Raw genomic sequence first — 6613 nt, forward strand, 5'->3', positions numbered from 1 at the left:
AATCTTGAACTGGATCCCTGTAACGGACGCTGCCGTCATAGCAAGAAAACATCCGATACCGCGACTCCATCGACGGGAGCGACCGGTCTAGCGCTACTCGCTTTTTTAGGAGCCGGCTACACTCACCAGAGCGGCAAGTATGAAGATGTGGTCCGTGACGGATTGTATTATTTGCGGTCTGCTGCTGCAGAGGCTGACGCAGGAGTCGATTGGCAGCAAGGCAGCATGTACGGACATGGCATCGCCCTGATGGCGGTCGCCGAGGCGCTCTACATGTCACGGAACCCCGCGAACGAGCAAGGGGATACCGATCTCCGCGAATTGGTTTCGCAGGCAATGACATTCACAACCTATGCCCAGCATCGCAATGGTTCCTGGGGATACTTGCCAGGCACGCCCGGTGATACGACGCTCACCGGATGGCAAGTCTTGTCACTGGTGGCGACGCGGCGAAACAAGATTCCGCTGCACTACCATACCCTTCCCAGTGCTCGCGATTATGTTTTGTCAACGTCGCCCGATGACGACTACGTCTTTGCCTACAAACCGGGGATGAAACCCGATGCAACGAACACGGCGATTGGTTTGACGTTGTTGATGTATTTGGGAAAAACGCCCAGCGAAATGGCGATGCAGCAGGCGTTGACTGCGATGGCCAAGCGGGGGCCAAAGTTGACCAACGTTTATCATGACTACTACGGTACGTTGGCGCTGCACCATTCGCGTCATCCCGCTTGGGACCGCTGGAACACCCGCGTTCGCGACCATTTGGTGCGTACCCAAGCCACCGCGGGACACGAGGCCGGCAGTTGGCATTTCACCGATGAGTTCGGTGATGTCGGTGGCCGGCTTTACACGACGGCGATGGCGGCGATGATTCTTGAGGTCTACTATCGTTATCTGCCGCTGTACGACGCGATTGAAGTGTTTCCGTTGTAGGCACATTTGGTCTGGTTTTTTTTGGTGAGGGTGTGCTTCGATTCCCCTTGCTTCCTAGCCATCGTTTATACTGGTGTGAAGGAGTTGGGCTGGTTCATTAGGGCCGATGTCCACGCACTCCCATCTCAACTCAATCGGTTTGGGACGGACAAAGCGATGGCGATTTATAAAAACATTCGAACGAGTGCCTCGGAAGGGGTTCCTGTTGTTTTTCTAACGTCAAGCAAATTCATTGATCGCGAACTCATACAACAAACTCAACAAGAGTTAATCGCGTTCATCCAATCCAGCAAACCTGCGAGATTGGTGATAAATTTTAAGGACGTCGAAGCAATCTCATCTGAATTTATTACCACCATGCTGCGGTGCAGCGACTATGTGCAAAGCGAAAATGGCGAGTTGCGACTTTGTAATATGACGCCGATGGTGCGAATGGCGTTTCAGGTAACCAACTTGGATGGAACACTGCTGCACATCATGGACTCGACGCCCAAAGCAATCTTGTCGTTTAAGCAAAAAAAGTAATCGAAATGGCATCGCAGCGGTCATGCCGAACCTCTGCAAACTCGATGATTACCCTTCCCCGAAGGACCGTTCATGGCTGACCAGCACCGTATTCTTGTTGTCGACGATAGCGCGACTCAGCTGATTCAAATTCGTATGCTCTTGGAAACTTCTGGCTATGAGGTCAGCGTTGCCAATGACGGAGTGCAAGCGTTAGCGAAGGTCAAAGAACGCTTGCCCGATCTGGTGGTGACCGACTTGCAAATGCCTAACATGGACGGGTTGGAACTCGTCCGCGAGATCACGATGCAGCAATTGCCAGTGCCGGTGATTTTGACCACCGCCGCAGGTAGTGAGTTGATCGCGGCACAGGCGCTTCACGCCGGAGCGGCGAGCTACGTTCCGAAAAGTGCACTGGCAACCATTTTGCTGCCGACCGTCCGGCGGACACTGGAATTACAGAAAGCGGCCCAAACCAATCAACTGCTAGCGAGTTGCCTTGACCGCACCGAGATGTCCTGGGCTTTGACTAACGATCAGTCGCTGGTTCCCGATTTGATCGGTCGTGTCGAGTCGATTTTGAACGAGTTGGCGGACTACGATCCGGGACAACACATGCAGATTGCGATGGCGTTGGACGAGGCGATTGTCAACGCCATGATCCACGGGAATCTCGAGATCGACTCGGAATTGCGGCGGATGGAGGACGGTCAACCCTATCTCGATATGATTGACGCACGCATGAACGAATCACCGTATGGCGATCGCCGCGTCTATTTCCGTTTGGTCGCCGATCGCGAAGGGGTGATGTTTACGATTCGCGATGAGGGGCCGGGGTTCTGTTTGGATGATGTTCCCGATCCGACCGACCCTAGCAATCTCGACAAAGAAGGAGGGCGTGGGCTGCTGTTGATCAACACCTTCATGGACGAAGTGAAACACAACGAAAAAGGGAACGAGATCACGATGATCAAACGTTGTGTTTCGGATCTGCAGGAATCGCCCGTGGCTGAGGAGTCATCAGTGTGAAGGATACCCCGTCGCGATTTATCTTGATGGTGGAAGACAGTCTCGACGACATCGAAGCGGTCCGCCGCTGGTTAGCAAAGAGTGAATCGTCCTACGAATTGCAAGTGACGGAAACACTCGCCGCAGCGATCGAGGCTGTCTCGGGGCGTTTTCCAGACCTGATTTTGCTCGATTTGAATCTGCCCGATTCGCATGGGCTGGAGAGTTTAAATCAAATCCAAGCGGTAGCAAACGATGTGCCGATCGTCGTCTTTAGTGGTCACGCCGATCGCTCGATGGCAATTCTTGCCGTTCGCAGCGGTGCCGAAGACTATGTGCTGAAGGACGAAGTCGCCAGTCCCGAGCATTTGACACGGCCGATCGATTTGGCGATCGAACGTTGTCGACGACGATTAGCGGAAAAGTCCTTGCTCGGTTTTCACAACCAATTGGCACTCGCGCATCGCATTCAGCAAATGTTGCTGCCCGAACCGTCCGAGCGTTTCTCTGGCGTGCAGTGGTGTGGTCGTTGCGAACCGGCGGAACAGGCCGGAGGTGACTTTTATGATTTGATGGAGTTGCCCGATGGACGGCTGGCCTTTGTGATCGCGGACGTTAGCGGGCATGGCTTGGTTCCTGCGATGGTGATGATGGAAACTCGCGCGATCTTACGCGCGATGGCGATGATGTGCGACGATCCAGGAACGATTCTCAGTAACGCAAACAAAATCCTCTGTCGCGACGTGCAGTTGCGTTATTTCGTTACCATGTTCCTCGGTTTTCTTTGCCCCCAGCGAAAGACGATTCGTTATGCGAGTGCGGGACATCCCGCCTACGTGATCAACCCCAATGAACCGGTTTGTATCCTGTCTTCGAAGGAACCGCCGCTGGGGATCGTTGATACGCTGAACTATGTCACTCACGAGGTCGTCAGCGGGTTTCCGCAGTCTACGTTGCTGATGTTCACCGATGGGATTCTCGATTCGGTTTCGCCCGATGCCAGTTATCAATCGTTTGACCATGTCGTCGACAAAGCGGTGCGCTGCAACCAAGGGACGCTACGTGATGTGATCGATTCGCTGTTTGAAAATATTCATAATATCGGTGTCGATCGAGATGATTGCACCGCCTTGCTGCTGAGAGCGGCGGTCGACGACCGATCGGTAGACGATTGACCGAGACGATTGACCGAGACGATTGTGAGGGGCGATTGTGAGGGGCGATTGCGGGGGGCTAACGGGGAAGCCTCGAAGTGATCGAGAACCGTCCGCGCACAGGGTGTCGGCAAAATCGTTACGACCGTCAAACATTGGTACCCCCGCACGATCATTTGCGGCTCCGCGAATGGGCAACTCGACCTTGTTCGCCGTTGCAACCCAAGATTGAATCGACTGGTAGTTTGACGTCATTGCCAGTCCTTCACCCTGGAAATTGTTACGCACGAATGCCTGAGTCGACCAAAACCATTCTGAAGCCTCATCAACGTATCGTCGAACTCGATGCGCTTCGCGCGTTGGCGGCGATCAATTTGCTGCTGTTTCATCTCTCGTACGTCTACGCGGTCAAATACGGTTTCGTCTCACCGCTGGGGTGGAGTTGGCCGTTTGGCAAATATGGCGTCGAGATGTTTTTTATCCTGAGCGGATTCGTCAATAGCATGTCATTGATGCGGCGGGGAAAACCGGTCGATTTCGTTGCCGCGCGGATGATTCGCATCGTCCCTTTCTTTTTGATCGTGATCGTCGCGAATCTGTGGATCACGCGTCAGATGCCGTTGGCGGGCGAACCACTCGGTGCCGAACAATTTCTAGCGAACTTGACGCTGCTTCCGCGTGTGCTCGGTTACGAATGTGTCGACCCGGTGATGTGGACGCTGCAAGTCGAGATGATGTTCTACATCACATTGGTGGTGCTGTTTAAATTGGGCGCATTGCGTCGCTATTTCGTTGGTTGGGGAACATTGTGTGCCTTGTCGCTTGTGGCTTGTCCGCTGTTAGATGCCTATGCAATCGAGTACGACGGGACACGCTGGTTTTCGTTATTGTCGAGCCTGCGTCTATTGATGTTGCTCGATTTCGTGCCGCTGTTTGCCATCGGTTTCTTACTCTATATGATCAAAACCGGAACAGGCAAGAAGTGGCAGAACATGTTGGGGATCTTGCTTGCGTGTGGTGTGTTCCACAGCATTGATCACGGCAAACATAACCCTGTCGCGACCGTGTTGATCGTCGGTTTGGTGACCCTCTGTGCCTACGGAAAGATGCCGCTGTTGCGGATTCGACCGTTGATTTATATCAGCACGATTTCATACGCACTGTATCTTTGTCACAATAACCTCGGGTGTATTTTGATGTATCGGTTGAATCATTCGGGGATTCCGTCGAACATCAGTTTCTTGATGGCGGTAACGTTTTCCTTTTCGCTTGCGATCATTGTCACCCATCGCATCGAGCAGCCGATCACCAATGGGCTTCGCCGACTCTGGACGCGATACCGCACGAAGCGCGAACCGGAGACGGTTCCTGCCACCATCAGCTAGACTCGCGAAACAAGAAACGAGACTGCGAACGATGCTTTTTCGTGGGGTGAAAAGCGACTTTTATCGAGACGCTTGCTCGAACTGGGTAAACTGAAGTTCGCGATCCGCCCAACCGTATTCGCCGAGTACGCTCTTTCCAGGAATGTCCCACACCGATTCGACGTGGGATGTCAGGCGATCATCAACCCACGACAACGCGTTTCGCACCGTCTTGTGGGGCACTTCGATAAACGCAATCTGGCCGTTCGGACGACGTGTTACCAAACCCACACCTTGGGGTTCAGATGAAAATCCATACGAATTGATCGTGGATCCCGAAAGCTCGTAACGCCAAACCGGGACGCCTCGATAGATGCTCAGCAAGACTCCGGTAGACGACAAAACCAAATCGGTATCGATCCACACCGGAGCTCCCCTGCCGAGGCTTCGTCGTGACATTGCTTCGCCTCGCAAGGAGGCCGACGACAACTCCCACACGCGGAGCCGCGACGTGGTGGCGATTGCTAAGGAATCGCCACGCGGTGAGAAACTGACGTAGGCTCGTTGGCCCGGTTCGATCGGAATCGTTCCCAGTGCGGTGCCATTTTGGGTATCGAAAAGGGCCACCGATCCTGGACGCGGCACCGCAATATAGCGTCGGCCAGCCGAGATCGCGGGTTCGCATGTTGAGGAAATGCGACAGATGCGGTGGACACATTCACCCGAGAACAGGTTCCAGACGGCGATTTCTGAATCGATCGCGGCGACTACGTGTTCGTCGTCGACCCATCGTGCCCAATGCACTTGCTTGGCTTGCTTGGCAACGGTTGTCTGAGGGGACGAGATCATCGGCAACGATCGGAAATATTTGACACTCAGCGAGTCTTCTTCCCAACCCCTGGCGATGGCCAATTGACCTCCTTGCCCCATCACGCGATGTCCGTGCAGCACCAAGGTGCGGCCGCTCGGTTGGTGATGGTCCAGAATCGTCACAGGCACCTCGGATTGTAGAACCGTCGATGCCTTGCCCGTCGCAGGCTCGTAACAAACGATCCGGTTCGATGTTGATGATTGAGTCGAGTTCAATCCAGAGGTGATCGAGGTCGCTAGAAACGTTTGCTCGGGGGTCGCAATGATTAGCGGCCGCGACACCGAGTCATAGGACTCGATGTCCCCGATGGTTTGTTTGCCGAATGCGAGATCGTAGGCAAAGGGCAGAGGATCGGGCAAACAAACCGATGGCAATGTGGATTTCACTACCGGCAGAGATCCGCTAACCGCTTGCAGTGCAGCTCCGTCGTCCAACAAGCTTGTCGCCGGCGGTAGATCCAACAGAGGTTGAGGTGAAAGTTTCGGCAGGACAGGGGGCGTCCAACGCAAATGGTTTTCAGAGAAACTTGAACGGTCACTCCAGCTCGAAAGGTAGTCCTGGTCGGCCTGGCTTAATTGCGAGACGGCGATTTTAACCTTCGATCCGTCGGGACGTTTCAGAAACGCCACTTTATCGGTGATGTTCATCAGACTCGCTTCGATCGCATGCAGGCCGGATTGATCGACCCAGATGCGAACCGGTTCTCTTGCGTCACTATGCGTGCTCGTGGCGACCACGAACGAGCTGAGAATGATTGGGATCCAAACAAAAAG

The 6613-nt window shown here is 54.0% G+C and carries 5 protein-coding genes and 1 pseudogene; 5 read left to right on the forward strand and 1 reads right to left on the reverse strand.

Annotated elements, in window-relative coordinates; genetic code table 11:
* The 5 genes and pseudogenes from ABX962_RS26280 to ABX962_RS26300 form a co-directional block, all read left to right on the forward strand.
* Nucleotides 1-939, forward strand: a pseudogene (locus tag ABX962_RS26280) (hypothetical protein); the annotation flags it as partial.
* A gap of 156 nt (nucleotides 940-1095) precedes the next feature.
* Nucleotides 1096-1464, forward strand: coding sequence for an STAS domain-containing protein (locus tag ABX962_RS26285; protein ID WP_372723803.1), 369 nt, complete (start codon nucleotides 1096-1098; stop codon nucleotides 1462-1464).
* 72 nt (nucleotides 1465-1536) lie between these two features.
* Nucleotides 1537-2472 (forward strand): response regulator, encoded by a 936-nt coding sequence (locus ABX962_RS26290; protein ID WP_339937755.1) that lies wholly within the window; start codon nucleotides 1537-1539, stop codon nucleotides 2470-2472.
* On the forward strand, nucleotides 2469-3626 hold the full coding sequence (locus ABX962_RS26295) for a PP2C family protein-serine/threonine phosphatase (RefSeq protein WP_372723805.1): 1158 nt from the start codon (nucleotides 2469-2471) through the stop codon (nucleotides 3624-3626). Before ABX962_RS26290 ends, ABX962_RS26295 begins: the two co-directional genes overlap by 4 nt.
* Nucleotides 3627-3895: 269 nt before the next feature.
* A complete protein-coding gene (locus ABX962_RS26300) occupies nucleotides 3896-4990 on the forward strand; it encodes an acyltransferase family protein (protein ID WP_372723807.1) in 1095 nt (364 codons plus the stop codon).
* 60 nt (nucleotides 4991-5050) lie between these two features.
* On the opposite strand, the gene ABX962_RS26305 is transcribed toward ABX962_RS26300, so the two are convergent.
* Nucleotides 5051-6613, reverse strand: a 1563-nt coding sequence (locus ABX962_RS26305; RefSeq protein WP_372723808.1) for an SHD1 domain-containing protein, incomplete at its 5' end; no start/stop codon positions are given.

Origin of the sequence: Novipirellula sp. (assembly GCF_041583735.1) — a bacterium.
Taxonomy (GTDB): domain Bacteria; phylum Planctomycetota; class Planctomycetia; order Pirellulales; family Pirellulaceae; genus Novipirellula.